This is a genomic window from Streptomyces sp. SID13031 (assembly GCF_010548305.1).
In the GTDB taxonomy this organism is placed as follows: Bacteria; Actinomycetota; Actinomycetes; order Propionibacteriales; family Kribbellaceae; genus Kribbella.
Genome location: NZ_JAAGLV010000012.1, coordinates 1 through 20,808, shown reverse-complemented (window position 1 = coordinate 20,808; position 20,808 = coordinate 1). Strand labels below are relative to the sequence as shown.

At 69.5% G+C, this 20,808-nt stretch carries 18 protein-coding genes and 1 rRNA gene; 2 read left to right on the top strand and 17 right to left on the bottom strand.

All coding sequences use genetic code 11. The features are described from left to right. Positions 1 to 43: 43 nt before the first annotated feature. A complete protein-coding gene (locus G3I17_RS23445; RefSeq protein ID WP_164599726.1) occupies positions 44 to 994 on the top strand; it encodes a helix-turn-helix domain-containing protein in 951 nt (316 codons plus the stop codon). A 202-nt stretch (positions 995 to 1,196) separates the two neighbouring features. Here G3I17_RS23445 and G3I17_RS23440 read toward each other — a convergent pair whose 3' ends face one another. The 13 genes from G3I17_RS23440 to G3I17_RS23380 form a co-directional block, all read right to left on the bottom strand. Beyond that, positions 1,197 to 1,847, bottom strand: coding sequence for an NUDIX hydrolase (locus G3I17_RS23440; RefSeq protein ID WP_164599725.1), 651 nt, complete (start codon positions 1,845 to 1,847; stop codon positions 1,197 to 1,199). After that, positions 1,844 to 3,664 carry a CTP synthase gene (locus tag G3I17_RS23435; RefSeq protein ID WP_343238387.1) on the bottom strand — a complete coding sequence of 607 codons (1,821 nt, stop codon included), beginning with the start codon at positions 3,662 to 3,664 and terminating at the stop codon, positions 1,844 to 1,846. The genes G3I17_RS23440 and G3I17_RS23435 overlap by 4 nt, the downstream gene beginning before the upstream one ends. A gap of 21 nt (positions 3,665 to 3,685) precedes the next feature. Next, complete coding sequence (locus G3I17_RS23430; protein WP_164599724.1) at positions 3,686 to 4,723, bottom strand: glycosyltransferase family 4 protein; 1,038 nt, start codon at positions 4,721 to 4,723, stop codon at positions 3,686 to 3,688. Beyond that, complete coding sequence (locus tag G3I17_RS23425) at positions 4,720 to 6,324, bottom strand: lipid II flippase MurJ (protein WP_164599723.1); 1,605 nt, start codon at positions 6,322 to 6,324, stop codon at positions 4,720 to 4,722. Before G3I17_RS23425 ends, G3I17_RS23430 begins: the two co-directional genes overlap by 4 nt. A gap of 28 nt (positions 6,325 to 6,352) precedes the next feature. Further along, entirely contained in the window at positions 6,353 to 7,165 is an 813-nt protein-coding gene (locus tag G3I17_RS23420) for a hypothetical protein (protein WP_164599722.1), read from the bottom strand. A 1-nt stretch (position 7,166) separates the two neighbouring features. Beyond that, positions 7,167 to 8,111, bottom strand: coding sequence for a copper transporter (locus tag G3I17_RS23415; protein WP_164599721.1), 945 nt, complete (start codon positions 8,109 to 8,111; stop codon positions 7,167 to 7,169). Beyond that, positions 8,108 to 9,289: a putative cytokinetic ring protein SteA gene (gene steA, locus G3I17_RS23410; RefSeq protein WP_164599720.1), complete on the bottom strand. Its 1,182-nt coding sequence runs from the start codon at positions 9,287 to 9,289 to the stop codon at positions 8,108 to 8,110. The genes G3I17_RS23415 and steA overlap by 4 nt, the downstream gene beginning before the upstream one ends. 138 nt (positions 9,290 to 9,427) lie before the next feature. After that, positions 9,428 to 11,149 carry a DNA repair protein RecN gene (gene recN / locus G3I17_RS23405; RefSeq protein ID WP_164599719.1) on the bottom strand — a complete coding sequence of 574 codons (1,722 nt, stop codon included), beginning with the start codon at positions 11,147 to 11,149 and terminating at the stop codon, positions 9,428 to 9,430. Between the two features lie 3 nt (positions 11,150 to 11,152). Then, positions 11,153 to 12,109, bottom strand: a complete 957-nt coding sequence (locus tag G3I17_RS23400; protein WP_164599718.1) for an NAD kinase — start codon at positions 12,107 to 12,109, stop codon at positions 11,153 to 11,155. Positions 12,110 to 12,166: 57 nt separating this feature from the next. Then, positions 12,167 to 12,982 carry a TlyA family RNA methyltransferase gene (locus tag G3I17_RS23395; RefSeq protein WP_164599717.1) on the bottom strand — a complete coding sequence of 272 codons (816 nt, stop codon included), beginning with the start codon at positions 12,980 to 12,982 and terminating at the stop codon, positions 12,167 to 12,169. Positions 12,983 to 13,098: 116 nt separating this feature from the next. Beyond that, positions 13,099 to 13,947 carry a hypothetical protein gene (locus tag G3I17_RS23390; protein WP_164599716.1) on the bottom strand — a complete coding sequence of 283 codons (849 nt, stop codon included), beginning with the start codon at positions 13,945 to 13,947 and terminating at the stop codon, positions 13,099 to 13,101. A gap of 1 nt (position 13,948) precedes the next feature. Further along, the gene (locus G3I17_RS23385; protein ID WP_164599715.1) at positions 13,949 to 14,479 is read right to left on the bottom strand and encodes a phasin family protein; all 531 of its coding nucleotides are present in this window, start codon (positions 14,477 to 14,479) and stop codon (positions 13,949 to 13,951) included. Positions 14,480 to 14,611: 132 nt separating this feature from the next. Then, entirely contained in the window at positions 14,612 to 15,724 is a 1,113-nt protein-coding gene (locus G3I17_RS23380) for an HAD-IIA family hydrolase (RefSeq protein WP_164599714.1), read from the bottom strand. 24 nt (positions 15,725 to 15,748) lie between these two features. Between G3I17_RS23380 and G3I17_RS23375 the strand changes: the two genes are divergently transcribed. Then, positions 15,749 to 16,912, top strand: coding sequence for a DUF1015 domain-containing protein (locus tag G3I17_RS23375; RefSeq protein WP_164599713.1), 1,164 nt, complete (start codon positions 15,749 to 15,751; stop codon positions 16,910 to 16,912). A gap of 22 nt (positions 16,913 to 16,934) precedes the next feature. On the opposite strand, the gene G3I17_RS23370 is transcribed toward G3I17_RS23375, so the two are convergent. From G3I17_RS23370 to rrf, 4 genes are all read right to left on the bottom strand, one after another. Beyond that, positions 16,935 to 18,011 (bottom strand): CHAD domain-containing protein, encoded by a 1,077-nt coding sequence (locus tag G3I17_RS23370; protein ID WP_275402525.1) that lies wholly within the window; start codon positions 18,009 to 18,011, stop codon positions 16,935 to 16,937. A 133-nt stretch (positions 18,012 to 18,144) separates the two neighbouring features. Further along, positions 18,145 to 19,104: a hypothetical protein gene (locus G3I17_RS23365; RefSeq protein ID WP_203590640.1), complete on the bottom strand. Its 960-nt coding sequence runs from the start codon at positions 19,102 to 19,104 to the stop codon at positions 18,145 to 18,147. Next, on the bottom strand, positions 19,101 to 19,733 hold the full coding sequence (locus tag G3I17_RS23360; protein WP_164599711.1) for a hypothetical protein: 633 nt from the start codon (positions 19,731 to 19,733) through the stop codon (positions 19,101 to 19,103). Before G3I17_RS23360 ends, G3I17_RS23365 begins: the two co-directional genes overlap by 4 nt. Before the next feature lie 972 nt (positions 19,734 to 20,705). Continuing rightward, a 5S ribosomal RNA gene (gene rrf / locus G3I17_RS23355) occupies positions 20,706 to 20,808 on the bottom strand; the annotation flags it as partial.

Genomic DNA, 20,808 nt, shown 5'->3' with positions numbered 1-20,808 from the left:
TTCCGTGAGAGTCCGGAACGACAGCATGCGTACACTTTCGGACATGCACACGATCGCGCTGGCGATGGCCGGTCAGCTCCTGCATTTCGAGCTGGGAGTGGCCTACGAGATCTTCCGTACGCCGCCCGAGGAGCTCGCCCGTGACGACTGGTACGACGTCCTGCTGTGCGGGCCCGGACCCGTGGAAGTCGGGCCTTTCACGCTGGAGCCCGAGTACGGGCTGGATCGCCTCGTCACGGCCGACACCGTGCTCGTACCAGCTTGCGCAGACGTCGACGTACCGCCGCCGGCCGAGCTGGTCGACGCGATCCGCGCAGCCCACGACGCGGGCGCCCGGATCGCGTCGCTGTGCACCGGGGCCTTCGCACTCGGCGCCGCCGGCCTACTGGACGGCCGCCGCGCCACCACTCATTGGGCGCACACCGCGGAGCTCACTGCCCGCCACCCAGAGGCCACTGTCGACCCGGACGTGCTCTACACGGACAACGGCAGCGTGCTGACCGCAGCAGGCAAGGCGGCCGCGGTGGACCTGTGCATCCACCTGATCCACCTGGACCACGGCGCCATCATCGCCAACACAGTCGCCCGCCGCCTGGTCATGCCACCCCACCGGCCCGGCGGTCAGGCGCAGTTCGTGGCAACCCCGATGCAGGTCAGCGGCGACCACCTACTGGCCGGCCTGCTCGCCTGGGCCCAGCAGCGCCTGGACGAGCCGCTGACGGTGACCGACCTTGCCCGGCAAGCCAGCATGAGCTCCCGCAACCTAGGCCGCCAGTTCCGCGCAGTAACCGGCCAAACCCCACTCCAGTGGCTCCTGACCCAACGCGTACGCCGAGCCCAAGAGCTCCTGGAGTCCACCACCGACAGCATCGAATCAGTCGCCACAGCCACCGGCATGGGCACATCCACCACCCTCCGCCGCCAGTTCAAGCGAGTAGTAGGAGTCCCCCCAGACACCTACCGCCGAACCTTCCGCACCCCAACCACAGCCTGAGAACCACTCCAGGGAAAGCTTCCCCAGCCCGGGCGCGTACCCCGTCTCAGGGGTTAACCCCTCAACCGGCGGGTTGCCTACTGAGAATCTGGACGTGCAACCCGCCATCTCAGGGGTTAACCCCTGAAACGACGCCAACCCAGCCCGACCCGGCCGGTGGCCATGCGCTCAGGAGGCTGGGGCCGGGGCGAGGGCGCGTGGGTCAGTCTTTGGCGGGCCAGGGGGTGTCGGCGGGGCGGAGGTTGTTGAAGCCGGGGCCGTTGAGGGCTGCCCAGGCTGAGAGGGCGCCCATGACGAGGATGGGGTTGTGGAGGTCGCCGGCCAGTACTGCGCCTACTACGTCGACCAGTGGTGCCCAGACCGTCTCCATGTCGGCTTCCTCGTGGAGGCGGTCGTAGGTCTCGGGGGCCTCGGACAGCTCCCTGGCCAGGAAGATGCGGACCGCTTCATTGGTGAGGCCTGGTGACGTGAAGGCGTCCACCAGGACCCGCCAGTCGGCTGCCTTGGTGGCTGCCTCTTCCCACAGCTCGCGCTCGGCACCGAGCTGGTACGCCTCCCCCTGTACGTCGAGAAGCCCCGCGGGCGGCTCGAGAAGGCGGTACCCAACTGGATGCCGGTACTGCCGTACCAGCAGCATCCGGTTGTCGGGGTCGAGCGCCACCACCCCGACAGCGCCGGGGTGCACGACCACGTCCCGGGTGAAGGTCTCGCCATCGTTGGGCGGGACGATCTGATCGCGGCGGACCGAGATCACCCGGCCGGTCGAGTGGACGACCTCGGACGACGAGACCTCCCACGACTCCCGGGAGTCGGCCAGCCCGGCGCCGAAGCGGAGTACCGGGTGGTCGTTCATCGTGCCTTCGCCGTCTCGGCAACCGCAGCCTCGACCTCGACCTCGACCTCGACCTCGGAAGGCTTGCCCGCAGCGGCCTTGCCCTTGGCGCCAGAATCCTTGGCGGCAGAATCCTTGGCGGCAGAGGCGGGCTTCGCGGCCGGCTTGGCCAGGCCCTCGACCGGCAACCGCGACTCGCGCTGGCGGACCAGAGCGGCAGCGATCAGGCCGGAGAACAACGGATGCGGCCTGGTCGGCCGCGAGCGGAGCTCCGGGTGCGCCTGGGTGGCGACGAAGTACGGGTGCTGTGCGCGGTCCAGCTCGATGAACTCGACCAGCTCGTGGTCCGGCGACAGGCCGCTGAACACCAGGCCGGCGGCCTCCAGCTTGTCGCGGTAGGCGTTGTTGACCTCGTAGCGGTGCCGGTGCCGCTCCTGGATCGACGGAGCGTTGTACAGGCCGCGGACGATCGAGCCCTCGGTCAGGTTCGCCGGGTAGAGCCCGAGCCGCATCGTGCCGCCGAGATCGCCCGTGCCGTCGACGATGTGCTTCTGCTCCTCCATCGTCGCGACCACCGGCTGCTCCGCGTCGGGGTCGAACTCGGTCGAGTTCGCGTCGGCCAGGCCGGCCAGGTCGCGGGCCACCTCGATCACCATGCACTGCAGCCCGAGACACAGGCCGAGGATCGGTACGCCGGTCTCCCGGGCGTACCGGATGGCGCCGATCTTGCCCTCGATCCCGCGGACGCCGAAGCCGCCCGGGATGCAGATCGCGTCCACGTCCCCGAGCAGCCGCGCGGCCGCCTCGGGGGTGGCGCACTCGTCGGAGGCGATCCAGCGCAGGTTGACCTTGGCGTCGTTGTCGAAACCGCCGGCCCGCAGCGCCTCGGCGACCGACAGGTACGCGTCCGGCAGGTCGATGTACTTGCCGACCAGCGCGACCGTGACCTGGTCGGCCGGGTGGTGCACGACCCGCAGCAGCTCGTCCCAGCGGGTCCAGTCGACGTCGCGGAACGGCAGGTTCAGCCGCCGGACGACGAACGCGTCCAGCCCCTCGGCGTGCAGCACCTTCGGGATGTCGTAGATGCTCGGCGCGTCCGGCGCGGCCACCACGGCCTCGACGTCGACGTCGCACATCAGCGAGATCTTGCGCTTCACGCCGTCCGGGATCGGCCGGTCCGCGCGGCACACGATCGCGTCGGGCTGGATACCGATCGACCGCAGCGCGTTGACCGAGTGCTGGGTCGGCTTGGTCTTCAGCTCACCGCTGGGGGCCATGTAGGGCACCAGCGAGATGTGCAGGAAGAAGACGTTGTCGCGGCCGACGTCGTGCCGGACCTGGCGCGCGGCCTCGAGGAACGGCAGCGACTCGATGTCGCCGACCGTGCCGCCGATCTCGTGCAGCACCACGTCGACGTCGGCGCCGGCCATCGCCAGCATCCGGTCCTTGATCTCGTTGGTGATGTGCGGGATCACCTGGACGGTGTCGCCCAGGTACTCGCCGCGGCGTTCCTTCGCGATCACCGACGAGTAGACCTGGCCGGTGGTGACGTTGGCGACCTGGGACAGGTCCCGGTCGAGGAAACGCTCGTAGTGCCCGATGTCCAGGTCGGTCTCGGCGCCATCGTTGGTGATGAACACCTCGCCGTGCTGGAACGGGTTCATCGTGCCGGGATCCACATTGAGATAGGGATCCAGCTTCTGCATGGTGACCCGGATGCCCCGTGCCGTCAGCAGGCTGCCGAGGCTTGACGCTGTCAGCCCCTTGCCGAGACTGGAGGCCACGCCACCGGTGACGAATACGTGCTTTGTCTGCTGCCCGCTCGAAGCTCTGTCCACGGGCTTTAAGGCTACCTCTTGTCAGCCAGTGGTCGCGACGAGACCCGCGTAGATGGTGAGCAGATTCTTTGCGGTTTCGTCTTCGTCCGGCCATCCAGCGGCCAACTTCAAGCCTGTTGTCCGCATAGCGGCCGCTTTCTCCGGGTCAGAAAAAACTTCCAGTACTCCGGCCGCCAGCCCCGCCGCGTCGCCCGGAGCAGCCAGAACCGCGCTGTCCCCCACCAACTCCGGTACGCCGCCGACCGCCGTCGCCACGACCGGTACGCCCGCCTGGATCGCCTCCTGGATCACCAGAGCGCGCGCCTCCCAGTGCGAGGTCAGCAGGAACACGTCCGCCGCGCCCAGCAGGTCGGCCACGTCGCTCCGGTGGCCCAGCAGGCGCACGGGGAGGCCCTCAGCGTCGATCCGCGCCTGCAGGTTCTCCTTGAGCGGCCCGTCGCCGACAACGGCGAAGACCACGTCCGGCAGCTCAGCCGCCACCGAGGCCGCCACCGAGGCCGCCACCGAGAGCAGCGTCGGGTAGTCCTTCTGCGGGGCCAGCCGGCCCACTGAGAGCACCAGCGGCCCGTCCCCCAGCCCGAGGGCCTCGCGGGCCTCCGCAGCCGACGTACGGGCCTCCGGCAGCGCAGGCGCGGCTACCGGCGCCAACTGCACCTTCCGGGCACCCAGCGACTCGGCGAGCTCAACGAGGTCACTAGACGCTCCTAGAGTCAGGTCGGCTCCGCGAGCAACCAACCGCTGCCCGAGCCGCATGACCACTCCACGCGGCCCAGTGGTCAGGATCGCGTTGTGCCAGGTCACCACGAGCGGCCTCAGGCGGGACCGGTCGCGCAGAGCCGCAGTACCGGCCCGGTAGCCGTGGGCGTGGATCACGTCGCACCCACGCAGTCCCGCAGCTTGTACTACGACAGTGGCGTCGCCGAAGTCGAAGTGGTCCGCAGTACCAGGTGGGGCGCAGACGACCACCTCATGACCGGCCGCGAAGTAGCGCGGCACCAGCGACGCGACGTGCTGCCCGATCCCGCCCCGGGACTCTGCCAGCAGCAAGCCGATCCTCATGCCTTCTCCTCCACAACGGTTGGCACACCACGGCGCAGCAGCGCTCGGGCGTCCGGACGGTCCAGGGCGACCGCGATCACGGCGTACACGATCACAACGGCCAGGCCGGACAGTACCGAGAACAGCAGGGCACTCTCCCAGCCACCGTCGTCGGCAGGCAGTGCAACCAGCCACCCGGCCGCACCGGCCAGTACTGCGCCGACGAGCGCGGCAAGCGTTGCACGAGGCAGCCCACTGAGCACTGCGGCTCCCGCTACCTGCCGCAGGACCACCAGCAGCACTAGGGCGCCGACGACCATCCCGATCGACATGGCTGCCGCCAGAGCCCCTACTGCGTCGGCGCCATCCCACCGCAGCGTCAGCAGAATCCCGGCGACAGCAACGACCAGCCAGGCGCCACCGGTCACTACCGCGACCTGCCGCCCGGCATGCCGCGCATAGAGCACCCGGCCGAGATGCATGAGCACTGCGAAGGCGATGATCGCGGGAGCGAAGGCGACGAGACCTGCACCCAACGACGAGGCCTGGGCTTCCTGCACCCGCCCGTCGTTGTAGGCGAAGATGCGTGCGACCGGAACCGCAGTACCGACCAGCAGGGCAGCGCCCGCTCCCCCGGCGAGCATCACCGCCCGCGTCGACGTAGCGGCGTACAGGTCGAAGGCGGCCGACTCCCCGGATTCAAATGCGGCCGCCAAGCGCGGGAAGACCGCAGTGGTGATCGGCACAGCCAGTACTGCGTAGGGCAGCAGGTAGACCGCGTTGGCCCAGGTGTAGACCGCGATGCTGCCTGCTGCACCTCGGTGGTTGGCCAGGTAGGTGGTGACGACGAAGGCCAGTTGCTGGGCGACCAGTACGGCGAGGCCAGCGGCAGCGAGCTTGCGTAGTACCGGGCCGACGCCAGGGTCGAGCCGGAGCGTGGGCTTGATCGGCAGGCGGAGGAAGAGCATTGGCACGAGGACGGTGAGCGCTAGTGCGAGAACACCGGCTGTAGTACCCCAGGCGAGCAGGTCGGCGGCGCCCTGCGATGCCTGGTCGGCACTGGGAGCCGCGGCGGCGAAGAGGAAGTAGGTCGCCACCACGACGAGGCTGGAGATCAGTGGAGCGACTGCGCCTGCAGCGAAACGCTTGTGGGACTGCAGTACGGCCGTAGCGACCACAGTGATCGCGTAGCCGAAGACCTGCGGCACGAAGATCAACAGCATCCGGGTCGCCGTGTTGCCGGACCCGGCACACTCGGGGCCCGCGTCGAGCATCGCCGACGTGTAGTGCGAGGCGAAAAGCCAAGCCAGCAAGGCGAACGGGGTCAGCAGCACGAGCGACCAGGTCAGCAGCGCGCCGATGATCCGCCCTTGAGCAGCCCGGTCGCCACGCGCCACCGGGCCCGCGAGCACGGGGATGACCGCGCCGGCCAGAGCACCACCGACGACGATCTCGAAGACGACGTTCGGCAACTGGTTCGCCGTCGCATAGGCATCGGCCAGACAGCCCGCGCCGACAGTCTTGGAGAAGACCAGCCACCGCGCGAACCCGACCACCCGCGCAAGGACCGTCACACCGGCGACGAGCAGCGCGGCCCGGGCGATCCGCCCGCCCGTGCTCACAGCGTCACCCGCGAGATGTTGCAGCCCCTCACCGGGGTCGTCGGCCCCACTGGTCGATCTTGTCGAGGACCGGCGTGTTCGCGATCACCTTGGTGAAGCTGACCTTCTCGCTGGCCAGGTTGAGCGCGACGACCACGCCCAGGGCGAGCACCTTCAGCGGTCGCGGCAGCGCGGACGCGAGCGCAGTACCGGTGATCGCGCCGAGGCCGTTGGCTCCGCAGTCGCCGAGCATCGAACGCTCGCCGAGGTCCGAAGGCGCAGCAGCAACCGCGGCACCGACTACTGCGGCAGCAGGCCCACCGGCAACCAGTGCGACCGGAGCACTCACCGCGGCGATGCCCTTCAACGCGCGCCCCGGGCGAAGGTCGAGCAGGTTCGCGAGGTTCGCCGTACCGGCGATCAAGGCGCCGTCGGCAACGATCTCGACCGCGGCGCCGAAGCCTTTGGAGCGGCGCGGCAGCAACGCCGCCGCAGCCAGGCCGGCCACGCCGACACCGAGAATCTTCACCGCACCGCTGGTCACCTCGCCGCGGCGCAAAGCCGTCAGGTGACCGCGAAAGCCCTTGGTTTCGGTGGCTCCCGCGAGGTCGTCATACGCGCCGACAGCACCGGAGATCGAGCCCGCCAGCAGCGCAGCCGCCTTCACCCGTCCATCCGATCGCGAAGCAGCGACTCCGGCGAGCGCGCCGAGCACCGCGATCGGACCTTCCAGCAGCGTGACCGTCTCGCCACGGTGGTTGGTCCGCTCGAACGGCGCGCGGCTCTCCTTCGGCAGTTTCGCCGCCGCGCGCTCCAGCCCGGCCGTCGCGGCAGCACCGATCACCGCACCCAACAGACCCATCTCAGTTGTTGCCCTTCACCATGTCGGCCGACGGCGCGACGCCGTTCTTCGCATCGATCCCGCCGTACTGCCCCGCCTTGCCAGTGGCCTGCTCGACCAGCGCGAAGACGACCGTCATCTGACCGCTCGGCAGGTTCGCGACGTCGACCGAGGACAGCACCTTGGTCGCGTCGGCGTCGCCGCGCAGCGACTTCAGCAGCCCGCCGTTCTGAGCGGACTCGGGCGTCCCGGCGACCACCACACCCGCGCTGGCCCCGTCGAGACCCTCGGCGAAGTCGACCGCGTCGTTGTACGAGGAGTTGTCCGGGAGCGGCGTCGGCGGTTTGGCGGCCACCACGACGATCAGGCTGGCCCGGTCCTTCGGGGTCTTCAGCGACACCAGCTTCGCACTGGCCAGCCCGTTGATGATCTTGAGCGCGTCCGAGTCGACGATCTTGGCCCCTTCCTTGGCGGCCACCCCGCGGGCCAGGATCATCCCGGCCCGCTGGTAGGTGTTGCTCTCCTTCGGGAAGTCGATGTCACTGGTGACGAGGTCGTTGACCAGCGGCTCGACCAGCTGGCGCTGTCCCGGGTCGAACAGCTTGCTGTCCAGCGAGACCCGGGTGGTGACCTGGCCGCCGGCCTGCTCGACCGCGTCCTGGATCGAATCCGTCATGTCGCTGGCGGCGTTCGGCATCGTGACCAGCACGATCTGCTTGCCGGTCAGCTTGCCGTCGGTCAGGCCCGCGGTCACCTTGGCGACATAGTCGTCGCGGTACTTGTCCAGCGCCTTGGCCTGGATCAACTGCTCGCGCTGGTCCTCGACCGTGGCCCGGTCCTTGTCGGCCTGGGCCTGGACGAGGTCGCTGCCGGCGCCTTTCAGCGGCCCGGCCCCCAGCACCACACCGGCGCCTAGGGCGAAGAAGATCGCCACGATGGAGACGATGTGGTAGCGAAAGTCGATCACGTGAACAGCTCCCGGATCCAGTAGACGAAGTCGTTCCAGCGCGCCCGCAGGATCGACCAGAGCACATCGTCGGCGCCGATGGCCACCATCGCCACCCCGAGCGCGAACAGGCCGGCCGCGATCAGCGCGACGACCTGCATGGACGAGACGCGGCTGCGATAGAGCCGGCCGACGCCCTTGGCGTCCACCAGCTTCGCACCGACCCGCAGTCTCGTGATGAACGTGCTGGCCATTCCGGACCGGCCCTTGTCGAGGAACTCCACCAGCGAGTTGTGGGTGCCGACCGCGACGATCAGCGAGGCGCCCTTGGAATCGGCGAGCAGCATCGCGACGTCCTCGCTGGTCCCGGTGGCCGGGAACTCGATCGAGTCAATGCCGAGCCGCTCCAGCCGCTCCGACCCCGGCGCATGGCCGTTGCGGTACGCGTGCACGACGACCTCGGCGCCGCACTTGAGCGTCTCGTCCTTGACCGAGTCCATGTCGCCGACGATCAGGTCGGGGACGTAGCCGTTCTCCACCAGGGCGTCCGCGCCGCCGTCGACGCCGATCAGGACCGGCCGGTACTCGCGGATGTACGGCCGGAGGGCGACCAGGTCTTCGCGGTAGTCGTAACCGCGGACCACGATCAGCACGTGCTTGCCGTCCATCGCCGTGTGCACGGCCGGTACGCCGATGCCGTCCAGCAGCAGGTCGCGCTCCTGGCGCAAGTACTCCAGGGTGTTGGCCGTGAAAGCCTCGAGCTGGGTCGACAGGCCCGCGCGGGCGTCGTCCATCAACTGGGCGACGGTCTCGCTGTCCTGGACGACACCCTTGGCGACGACTTCCTCACCGCGGTACATGATCCCGTCGTGCAGCCGGATCCGCTCGCCCTCGTGCAGTACCGAGAAGACCTCGCGGCCGACCCCGTCGACCAGCGGGATCCCCGCCTCGACCAGGATCTCGGGACCGAGGTTCGGGTAGCGCCCGGAGATCGAGTCGGCCACGTTGACGACCGCGACGACCTTGCAGTCGACCAGCGCCTCGGCGCTGACCCGGTCCAGGTCGACGTGATCGATGACCGCGATCTCACCCGGCTTGAGCCGTTTGGTGAGATTCTTGGTACGCCGATCCAGCCGGACCACTCCGGCGATCCCGGGCAGTTCAGGTGGGCGTGCTCTCCGCAGTCTGGGCAGCTTCATCGCTTACTCATCCTGCCATGTCAAGAGCCCTCCGCCCGCCTTTTGAGGTGCCAGGGCAGCCATTGCTGCACTAGCGCCCCGGTGACAGCGCGTTAAATCATCCTTTTGAACCAGACTTCTTCCACCCCACCCGCACTGCTATTTCTTCTTCTTGCCCTTCTTGTGACGCTCCGCAGCCAGGGCCAGCAGTTCTTCCGCATGCGCCTGGGCCGCGTCGGAGTTCTCCAGGCCGGCCATCATCCGGGACAGCTCTTTCAGCCGGGCGTCGTCGTCCAGTGCCACCAGACCACTCGTGGTGACGGAGCCGTCGTCGCTCTTCAGCACCACGGCGTGCCGATCCGCGAAGGCCGCCACCTGCGGCAGGTGCGTCACGACGATCACCTGCGCCTTCTCCGCCAGCCGCGCCAGCCGCTTGCCGACCTCCACCGCGGCCCGGCCACCGATCCCGGCGTCGATCTCGTCGAACACCAGCGTCGGCACCGGGTGGGTGTCCGACAGGATCACCTCGAGCGCCAGCATCACCCGCGACAGCTCACCACCCGAGGCGGCCTTCTGCAGCGGCCGCGCCGGACTGCCCGGGTTCGCCGCGAAACAGAACTCGATCTCGTCCGCTCCGAACGGCCCGGGCGTGGTCTCGTGAATGTCCACCGTCAACTTCGCGTGCGGCATCGCCAGCCCGCTCAGCTCCTCCGACACGGCGACGCCCAGCCGGGCCGCCGCCTCGCGGCGCGCAGTACCGACCTGGTCGCCGAGATCCTTCAGCTGGGCCCGCAGTTCGGTCAGCTCCGCGGTGAGCTGCTCGACGCGCTCATCGCTGCCCTCCAGCTCGGCCAGTCGCGCAGTGGCCCGCTTCGCCCACTCCAGTACCTCCTCGACCGTGCCCTGCTCGGCGCCGTGCTTGCGAGCCAGCGCCGTCAGCAGCGATCGCCGCTCACTCACCACGGAGAGCCGCGCGGGATCCGTGTCCACATCCGACGCGTACGACGAGAGCTCGCCGGCCAGGTCCGCGGCGAGGTACCCGAGTTCGCTCGCGCGATCGGCCAGCCCTGCCAGCTTCTCGTCATGCTCGCGCTCCGCATCCAGCGCCTGCTTCGCGAGGGCGAGCAGACCGAGTACGTCGCTCGGCCGGGTGGACTCGATGTCCTCCGCGGCGAGTGCGTCGGCCGCTGTCGTTGCCGCAGTACGAAGGCCGTCGGCGTAAGCGAGTCGCTCTTCCTCGGCTGCCAGCTCGACATCCTCGCCTGGCAACGGCTCTGCCTTGGCGATCTCCCGCAGCCCGAAGCGCAGCAAATCGGCCTCGGCCAGCCGGTCGCGCTCGCGCGTGGTCAGCTCGGTCAGCTCGTTGTCGATCTCGCGGTGCCGCTTGTACGCCGAGGCGTACTCCCCCAGCGGAACGAGAACCGGCTTGCCCGCAAAGGTGTCCAGCGTCTCGCGCTGCCTAGCCGGCTGCAGCAACCGCCATTGATCGGCCTGGCCGTGGATCGCGACCAGGTCACCCGACACCTCGGCCAGCACCGACACCGGCACCGAGGCGCCACCCAGGAAGGCTCGCGACCGGCCCTCGGACGACAGCTCGCGCGCGATCAGCAGCTCGTCGTCGTCCAGCTCACCGCCACGGTCCTCGGCCTGCTTCACGATCGACTTCGGCACGTTGCTCGCGCGCCCCTCGACCCGGGCCCGCCGGACCCCGTGCCGGACCAGGCCGCTGTCGGCGCGACCGCCGAGCAGCATGTTCACGCCCGTCACGACCATCGTCTTACCGGCCCCGGTCTCGCCGGTGACCGCGGTGAAGCCCGGATCGAGCTCCAGCGTCGCGTCCTCGATCACGCCCAGTCCGGTGATGCGGATCTCCGAGAGCATGGTCTAGTTCTCCTCTTGTAAAGCCTGGTCGCGCTCGGCGCGGCCGCGCCAGCCGAGCACCGGTAGATCGAACTTGGCCACCAGCCGATCGGTGAAGGACGATTCGTGCGCCCTCGCCAGCCGGACCGGGGTCTTGCCGCGCCGGACCTGGATCACCGCACCCGGTGGTACCTCGACCATCCGCCGGCCGTCGCACCACAGCACCCCGCGCCCGTGCCAGGCGGCGATCAGCTCGATCGACAACTGCGACGTCGGCGCCACCACGATCGGCCGGGAGAACAACGCGTGCGCGCTGAGCGGAACCATCAGGATCGCCTCAACCTCGGGCCAGACGATCGGTCCGCCGGCAGAGAACGAGTACGCCGTACTGCCGGTCGGCGTCGCGACCACTACCCCGTCGCAACCCCAGCGCGACAGCGGCCGGCCGTCGACCTCGACCATCACCTCGAGCATCTTCTCGCGAGCCGCCTTCTCGACGCTGGCCTCGTTGAGCGCCCAGGTGTCGAAGATCAGCTCGTCCTCGTGCCAGACGTCGACCGCGAGCGTCATCCGCTCCTCGACCGTGTAGCTGCGCTCGACCACCACGTCGACGATCCGCTCCAGGTCGTCGCGCTCGGCCTCGGCGAGGAACCCGACATGGCCGAGGTTCACGCCCAGTACCGGCGTACCGTGCGGGCGGGCCAGCTCGGCCGCGCGCAGGATCGAGCCGTCGCCACCGAGCACGATGATCAGCTCGACGTCCTGGGCCGCCTTGGCCGGATCGTCGGCGATCTCGACCGGGTCGAGCTTCATCGCCTCGAACTCTTCGGTCAGCAACCTGACCAGCAGCCCGGCGTCGGTCAGCAACCGGTGCGCCTCGCGGGCGACCTCCACGGCCAGGTCGCGGCCGGTGTGCGTCACCAGCAGCACGCGCCGCGGTTCGGGCGCCGGCTCAACCACGGGGACCTGCCTCTCGCTCATCGGCACCGCCACGTCGTCGTGCGGGCCGTCCTGCTGCGGGTAGCTGTCGGGGTGGGGTCACTGCGGCCCGCTCTCGATGGCGGTCCGCAGCATCGTCTCATCGAGCGGCGGCGCTGTACGGCGTATCCACAGGAAGTATTCGACATTTCCTGACGGACCCGGCAACGGACTGGCCGCGACACCGGCCACCCCCCAGCCGAGATCGGCCGCTTTCCGGGCCACGCCACGGACGGCGTCGGCGCGGAGTACCGGGTCCCGGACGACGCCGCCCTTGCCCAGCCGCTCCTTGCCGACCTCGAACTGCGGCTTGACCATCAGCACCAGGTCGCCGTCGGGTTCGACCACTGCGAGCAGCGCCGGCAGCACGATCGTGAGCGAGATGAAGCTGAGGTCGCTGACGACCAGCTCGACCGGATCGCCGCCGATGTCCTCGAGGGTCAGCGTGCGGACGTTGGTGCGGTCCATCACGGTGACGCGCTCGTCGGTCTGCAGCGCCCAGACGAGCTGCCCGTAGCCGACGTCGACCGCGATCACACTCGCCGCGCCGTTCCTGAGCAGTACGTCGGTGAACCCGCCAGTGGACGCACCCGCGTCCAGACACCGGCGATCCTTCACCTGTACTTCGCTGAACGCCTCCAGCGCACCGACCAGCTTGTGCGCGCCGCGGCTCGCGTATCCCGGATCATCCGTCTCGGACGTGTCGACCAGGATCGCCGCATCCACGCCGACACCGGTCGCGGGCTTGGTCGCCACCGTCCCGGCCACCTTCACCTTGCCCGCCAGCACCAGCTCACTGGCCTGCTCCCGCGATCGCGCCAGCCCACGCCGTACCAGCTCGGCATCGAGCCGGGACCGCTTCACCCCTTTAGCCATTAGGGCGTGTCTCCTAATTCCCTGCAGTCGCGAGCAGGTGCTCGGTGCGAGGTGCCGTGCCGAGTGCCGCGCAGCACGCAGGGAATTAGGAGACACGCCCTAGTCCCCGCGGTCACTCAACCCCGGTCGCCATGGTCGGCGTCCGCCTCCACCAAAGCACTCTGCAGCCGCTCATGCAGATCCGCATAAACGTCCGCATGCTCGCCCACCGGCTTGTCACGCAACCCATCCAACCGCTCCATGGTCTCCTCAACCAACGGATGCACCTCGTCCTCGCCACGCTCCTCAGCCCGTACTACGGCCGCAGGCGCGGCAGGCACCGGCACCACAGGCCGAGGAGCCGAAGGCGCGGGCGCAGCAGGCACTGGAGGTGCAGGCGTCGGTGCAGCCGGTGCCTGCTGGGTGTACGACGGAGCCGCCGGTCGCGGGGCCGCAGGCGCGCCGGGCACATACGCCCCGGGCCGCGGAGCTGGTGCAGCCGGAGTCTGCTGGGTATACGACTGAGTGGCAGACGTGGCCGCCGGCCGAGGGAACGCCTGCCCGGGGGTTGGACCCGCAGGCCGGGGGAATGCAGAGCCCGGTGTGGAGCCTCCTGCTGCCCCAGCGCTCGGCGCTACCGGCACCGGCTCGTCGCCCGCTGCAGAGGTGTCGTCTGACCAGTCGTCCGGGCCGTCGTCTACGAAGGAGTGGCGTTCTGGCTCTTCCAGGGAGGCCTCGAAGGCTTGTTCGGTGTCTTCTTCGGGGTCTGGCTCTGGGGTGGGGTCGCCGTAGACGGTGAAGCCGGCCAGCAGGGGGTCCGTGTGCGGGCGGCCCTGGAGGGTCGGGTTGACCCACGGGGTGTGCGAGTCCGGGCCGGGCTCGGTGTCGTAGTCGGGCTCGGCGTTCTCGCCGGGCCGGGGCTCGCGGCCCGGCTCGACGTCGGGGTCGACTGCCGGGGGGAACTGCTCGCCGGGGTAGTCGGTCACGTCACGCCTTCTTCGCCGGGGCCTTCTTGGCCGTCTTCTTCACTGCAGTCTTGGTCGCCGTCTTGGTTGCCACGGTCTTCTTGGCCGCAGTCTTCTTCGCAGCGGCCTTCTTGACCGGCGGCGTCTTCACCGCGGCAGCCTTCTTCGCCGCCGGCTTCGAAGCGGCAGCAGCGGGCGCCGGAGCAGAGACAGCGGCGGCCGCCAGCGCGTCATTCGCCTCGGACAGCTCGCGCTCCAGCCCATCGACCCGCCGGCTCAGCGCCGCGACCTCCTCGGACCGGACGAACCCGAGCCGCGCCACCGCGCCCTCGACCTCGTTCGCCACGATCGCCTGCAGCAACTGCCGGTTGCTCTTGCTGGTGGCAACGATCTCCTCGGCCAGGTCGCTCACCTTGGTGGTCACGCCGGCCGTCAGCGCGTCCGCGCCGGTCTGCTGCAACAACGCCTTCGCGGCCTGCTGCGCACGCTGCTTCGTCACCTCGGTCAGACCGTTCGCGAGCTGTACGTAGCCGCGCAATGCATCCATCACCATGAGAAACCTCCGTGCTTGATTCTGCACCCCACCGGTCAGGCTTGGTTGCCAGCCACGGTATCGCGCCACGGCCGCAATACCAGCCCACCCGTGCCAGTGTCCCGCTGTGCCGGTCCGTACGGCCCAGCCGGGCTATTTGTCCAGGCCCACCCGGTGCAGCGCCTCGCCGATCTTGATCGAGCCCAGCTCCGGCGCCGGCTTCGGCAGCGGCCGCCGCCCCCGGGCCGCGCCCTTCGAGGCTGTCTTGGCGACCGACTTGGCCGGAGCGTCCACCGCCGCCCAGGTCGCCGACAGGATCGCCCGCAGCCCGTCGTACGGCTCGCCCTCGCCCGTCACAGCCACTGCGCCGTCAACAACCGAAGCCGTCCAGCCCTCGCAGCTGTGCTTGCCGCCGTCGACCGTCACCCCCGGATGCTTCTGCCGCAAAGCACCGAGCCCGGCCCCGATGTACGTCGGCCGCTCGTTCTTCGGCGCCGCAGCGAGGTCATAGGCATCGTGTACGCCGGTGGCAACCCACAGGCTCGCGATCCCGACGTTGTGCGCGCCGGCGATGTCGGAGTCCAGCCGGTCCCCGATCATCAACGGCCGCTCGGCCTTCAGCCGCTCGATGCTCGTCTCCAGCAACGGCGTCTCCGGCTTGCCGGCCACGATCGGATCGACCTCGACAGCCGCCCGTACCGCCTGGACCAGCGTCCCGTTTCCAGGAGCCTTGCCGCCCGCGGTCGGGATGGTCAGATCAAGATTCGTCGCGTACCACTTGGCGCCCTCGTTGATCGCGTGCGCGCCGTCCGCGAGCATCACCCAGTTCACATCAGGATGAAACCCCTGGACGACGGCGACCGGGTGCGCGTCGCTGCTCCGGACCGGCCGCAGCTCATACTCCTCCAGCGCCGCGATCAGCCCCTCGCCACCGACCACGAGCACCGGCGAACCCTTCGGGAACTCCTTCGCGATCAGCTTCGCCGCCGCCTGCGCGGAGGTGACGACGTCCTCGCCGATCACGTCCAGCCCGAACGACGCCAGGTGCTCGGCGACCACGGAGGCCGGCCGGCTCGCGTTGTTGGTGATGTAGCCGATCCGCATCCCCTCCGCGGCGGCCTTGCGCAGATTCTCCGGCGCGTCCGGGACCGGGTCGGGGCCGACGTAGACCACGCCATCCAGGTCGAGCAGCGCCACGTCGTACCGGCCGGCGAGCGGTTCGTCACAAGCCGACAGTGGAGCGGGCGATTCCTGCGCCTTGGTCATGCTTCCCCCCGTACGATGCCGCCCATGTCAGAAGCGTCCGCAAGCGTGCTGCGGCTCGAGCCGCTGCGGGCCTGGCGGTTCGTCGCGGGCAAGGTGAGCGGCCTCGGCGCGGTGACCTCGCCGCCGTACGACGTACTGGAACCCGCCATCGTCCGGCGGCTGACTGACTCTGATCTCCACAACATGGTGAGGCTCATCCTTCCACGCGATCCCGACCTGGGTCCCGGCCGGTACGACGAGCCCGCGCGCAGACTCGCCGACTGGCAGCACCAAGGGGTGGTGATCCAGGACCGCAGCCCCGCGCTTTACGTGTACGAGCAGCAGTTCCAGGGCGCCGTACTGTGCGGCCTGGTCGGGGCACTCGCGCTCGATCCCGGCCGCCGGGTGGTGCTGCCGCACGAGGACGTGATGCCGCACTGGGTCGACGACCGGTTCGAGCTGATGGAGGCGACCGACGCCGATCTGGAGCCGATCCTGCTCGCCTACAACGGTGGCCGGGTGGCAAGCGACGCCGTCGACGAGGCCCGCGCGGGCGAGCCCTGGCTGGTTGCCGACACCGAGAACGGCGCCCACCACCGAATCTGGCGGATCGAGGACCCGGACCTGCTGGCCAAGATCGCCGACGAGCTGGCGACGCACGAGGCGCTGATCGCCGACGGTCACCACCGCTACGCGGCGTACCTGGAACGCAACCGGCGCGACCCCAACCGCGACGGCACCGATGTCGGCCTGGCCATGCTCGTCGACAACGAGCGGCACCCGCTGACCCTCGACCCGATCCACCGCGTCGTCCCGGGGCTCACGCTGGAGTTGGTGTCGTCCCGTACACCGAGTGGCTGGCGGGTGCTGCCTGGTCGGGTGGAGGGCGTGCCGGATCGCATCGCGATCACCGACGGCACCTCCTGGGTGACACTGCAGTCCACAGAGGGGCAGGTGACTCCTACGGTCGCCCTGCTGCACAGGGAGCTGCTGCCGGCCTGGGGAGTGCCCGCAGACGAGATCACCTTCCACCACGCGCTGACGGACGCAGTAGCCCTCGCTGGGCCACAGCAGGCCGCAGTGGAGCTTGTAGCGCCGCGGATGGACCAGGTGCTGCGGTCGGCCGTGCGCGGCGTCGTACTGCCGCAGAAGGCGACCTCGTTCGGTCCCAAGCCGCGCGTGGGGCTGCTGTTCCGGATGCTCAGCTAGTTCGGCTGCTGGTTCTGGCGGCTTACGGCCGGTGGTACTGGCTGAGGAACTCCTCGCGGAGTGGTTTGCGGGCTGCGCGGTGTCGCTCAGTCAGCCGCCCGAGAGTGAACGACAGCTCAGCATCGCTCTGAGCAGCCGCCTCCTTCGCCAGCGCGGTCAGCGCGTCGGCAGCCGCGCAGTGGTCCTGATGCTGGCCCAGCAACTCCTGGAACTTCGCCGCCTGTACTGCGGCCTCCCGCGCCTCATCGCCAAGCACCGACGCAGTGGTGTCAGCCGCGTACCGAACCCGCTTCGCCAGCAACCGCACCTCGTGCCAGTCGTCATCCGGCGTCCACGGCTTCAGCAGGTCGGCCGATTCGCTGAACTTCCTCTGCGCCGCCGTCAGCAGCTTGGGCAGCACCTCGGCGCAGGACTTCGAGGCCTTCTCGTTCAGCTCAGGCGCGGCCGCGACAGCCTTCAGATTGGCCACCAGCAAGGCGGTTCGCTCACCTGTGACGACCTCCGCCGACCGTGCGCCGGCTCGCTCCAGCCCGATCGTCAACGTCCCGAGAATCGTCCCCACATGATCCGGATCGTCCTCGCTGGTCACGCCATCGCGCACCAACTCCGCGATCACCTCGAGATCGCGCGCTTCACCACAACTGTTGGCCAGCCAAGCCAGCTCATCCCGTAGCTCGCCGCTCCACTCCCCCGCCAGCACCTTCCGGAACAACTTCAGATCACTCCGCAACCGCCGGCACGACACCCGCACCTGATGAATCGCGTCATCTTCCCCCCGCTCCACCATCCCCACCGCCTTGACAAGCCGCCTAGCCCCCTTCCCAACAGCCCGCCCCACCAACTCCCCCACCAACAACTCCCCACCACCCACAACAGCCCGACCCACCTCACCAGCCGCCACTGTCGCCTCACCTGCCGACGGCGTCGACTCACGACCCCCCGGCGCAACCAGCTCACCGATTCCAGGCACAGCCGGCTCACCAACCCCAGGTGGAGCTGCCTCAGCAGCTTCGGGCGCAGCCGGCTCGCCGGTTCCCGGCGTACCGGGCTGTGCTTCGGCCGTCTGGTCGTCTCGCGCCGAGCTCACCGTGTCCGCCATCGCCCCATTCTCGTCGCTGACCAGAGGCCATGCCCCGCCACGCCGCCCGCCCCCGGACAAGACGAACGGCCCGGGTAGGCAGCGGATTTCTCCACCACCCACCCGGGCCGTTCAGTTACCAGATCCAGCCAGGTCAGTCCTTCGACTTCCCATCGACCGCGGACTCATCGTCCGCAGCCTCGTCACCCTCGGAGTCGTCGTCCTCGGACTCATCGTCCTGGGAGCCGTCCTCGACCTCGTCGACCTCGTCGGCGTCGTCGCCTTCGTCGTCCGCGTCAGCCTCGGCTTCGTCGTCCGCGTCAGCCTCGTCGTCAACGTCAGCTTCGTCGTCGCCTTCGTCGTCTTCGTCGTCGGACTCGTCGTCAGACTCGTCGGTGTCGTCGTCGGACTGGTTGCCTTCGTCCTCGGAGTTGGCGTCGGCGTGGTCGTCGATTACGTCGACGGTGATCTCGTCTTCGTCGGTGTCGAGGTCGGTGAACTTGAGGCCTTCGAGTTCAGCCGCGCGCTCGGCTGCTCCGGTCGAGCCGTCGGCGTCCGAGCCGGCCGCGCGGTGGAACCACGTCAGCGCCTCTTCGGTCCGGCCGGCCTCGGCCAGCGCATCGGCGTACGCGTACCGCAGACGCGGCAACCACTCCGCCCGGGTCCGCTTGGTCAGCTCGGGGATCTCGAGCGTCTGGATCGCCGCCGCCGTCTGACCCATGTCGCGCCGGGCCCCGGCCGCCACGATCAGCATCTCCATCTGCGAACCTTCTTCGAGCTCGATCACCTGCTTCTCGCGCGACAGCGCCAGCGCCTTCTCCGGGTGACCGAGTGCCCGCTCACAGTCCGCCATCGCCGGCAAGATCTCGTGGTTGCCGGTCATCCGCCGGACCGCACGGAACTCGGTCAGCGCCTCGGCATAGTGCTCAGACAGGTACGCCGTGATCGCCACAGCCTCCCGTACTCCGCCGAGCCGCGCCGCGAGCCGCCGCGCCGTCTTGGCGTGCAGGTAGGCGAGGTCCGGGTCGTCGTCCAGGAACCGGCCGGATGCGACCAGGTGCTGTGCGACCAGGTCGGCAAGGGTGCGCGGCAACGACCGAAGCTCAGCCTTCATCCCCTTGTCGAGCTCCGCACCGGTGATCCCGACCGGAATGATCGGGTCGTCCCTGCGCGGACCGACCTTCTCTTCGTCCTGACGTCCGGTGCCACGACCGCCACGCTCACGGTCGTTCCGCCCCCGGCCACCACGCTCTTCACGCCGAGGCCCGGACCGGTCATCCCGACGCGGTCCACGGTCATCGCGAGGAGCCGACTCCTGGTACCCGGTCCGCTCATCCCGCCGAGGCACAGACCCCGTACGGTCATCACTCCGCGGCCCGGTCCGCGCGCCACCCTTGAAGCCAGTAGGCCGACCATCCCGAGGCGGCGCAGACCGCGGCCCACTCTGATACCCGCCACGGTCATCGCGCTTAGGCGCACCACGATCATCCCGCCGAGGCGCACTGCGCGGCGCCGAACGCTCATCACGGCTGTAGCCGCCACGGTCATCCCGCTGCGGCGCACTCCGGTCATCACGACGGGGCGCACTGCGCTCGTCACGGCTGTACCCACCACGGTCGTCACGCTGCGGTGCACTGCGCTCATCGCGCCGAGGCGCGGAACGCTCATCACGGCTGTAGCCGCCGCGGTCATCGCGCTGCGGCGCACTCCGGTCGTCACGCCGAGGCGCGGAGCGATCGTCACGGTTGTAGCCACCGCGGTCGTCGCGCTGCGGAGCACTGCGGTCGTCCCGACGCGGGGCTGCAGAACGGTCGTCGCGGTTGTAACCGCCACGGTCCTCGCGACCGGGCGCGGAGCGCTCATCGCGGTTGTAGCCGCCGCGGTCGTCGCGGCCGGCGCCACCACGGTCGCCGCCACGCGGCGCGGAGCGGCCGTCGGAGCCTAGGCCCGAGCGGTCGTCGCGACGCGGACCACGGTCATCGCGGTCGGACAGCTGCCCACGGAACGGGTCGCGGCCCGGATCGCCCTTGTCATCCCAGCGCGTGTTCCGCTTCGGAGCCGGCTTGTCGTCCCGGCGCGGCCCACCACTGCGCGGACCACCAGTCGACCCACCAGTACGAGGAGCCCCACTCCGTCCATCACCGGAAGCACTCCACGAAGACCCACCACGGGCCCCACCACCGGAACCACCAGTGGAACCGCCACGGGACCCACCACCGGAGCCGCCACTGTAGGAACCACCAGAAGAGCCACCACGAGAACCGCCGCCTGAGCCGCCCCCGTAGGAGGAGCCGCCCGACGAACCACCGCGGGAGCTACCACCAGAGCCAGCTCCGTACGAGCCGCCGGAAGAGCCGCCACGGGAGCCGCCGTCAGAGCCGCCTCCGTAGGAGCCGCCGGAACCACCTCGCGGAGCACCAGAGGAGCTGCCGCCGCGCGGGGCGCCGGAAGAGCTGCCGCCGCGGGGGCCGGAGCTCGAACTCGAGCCGCCGGAGCGGGGGCCGCCGGTGTTTCCGGACCGTCCGCCGCCGGCACGACCCGATCCGCCGGACGAACCACGGCCGGAGCGATCGCCCGGGCCAGAGCGGGGGTTGCGAGGTGGCGTAGCCACGGTGACTCCTATCGGTCGTACGAGGGAAAACAGCGCTCAGACAAAAGTACAGGCACATGCATTAAGGGCCACCCAGTGGATGGGTGGCCCTTAACAGTGTGAATGTCCGGCGACGTCCTACTCTCCCACGACCTACCGGTCGCAGTACCATCGGCGCTGTCAGGCTTAACTTCCAGGTTCGGAATGGAGACTGGGTGTTTCCCTGAC